1 protein-coding gene is annotated in these 554 nt (G+C 47.1%); it reads left to right on the top strand.

Annotated elements, in window-relative coordinates:
• On the top strand, positions 1-554 hold a 554-nt coding region (locus R7Q11_RS28505), incomplete at both ends, for a glutamate--tRNA ligase family protein (RefSeq protein WP_263857230.1).

Below are 554 nucleotides of genomic sequence, written 5' to 3'. Positions count from 1 at the left end.
AAACTGTCTAAGCGCCATGGTGCAGTATCAGTAATGCAATACCGTGATATGGGTTACCTGCCTGCGGCACTAAACAACTACTTAGTGCGTCTAGGTTGGTCTCATGGCGACCAAGAAATCTTCTCTCAAGAAGAGATGATCAACTTGTTCAGCCTAAACGCAGTATCTAAGTCAGCGTCTGCTTTCAACACGGATAAACTGCAATGGTTGAACAACCACTACATCAAGAATTCAGATCCTGCGTACGTTGCTGAGCATCTACAATGGCATCTAGATCAGCAAAAACTGGACGTAACAAACGGCCCTGCGATCACTGACGTGATCAAGCTAGTGGGTGAGCGTTGCAACACACTGGTTGAGCTTGCTGAGCAAATTCGTTACTTCTACGAAGATTTCTCTGAGTTTGAAGCGGGCGCAGCGAAGAAGCACCTGCGTGGCGTAGCGAAAGAACCTCTAGAAGTAGCACTTGCGAAAGTGGAAGCGATCACAGAGTGGACGACAGAAAACCTACACCAAATGATCGCTGACGTATGTGCAGAGCTTGAAATTGGCAT

This window comes from Vibrio sp. 970, assembly GCF_033339075.1.
The sequence above is the reverse complement of the archived record's forward strand: the minus strand, read 5'-3'. Positions and strand labels throughout refer to the sequence as shown.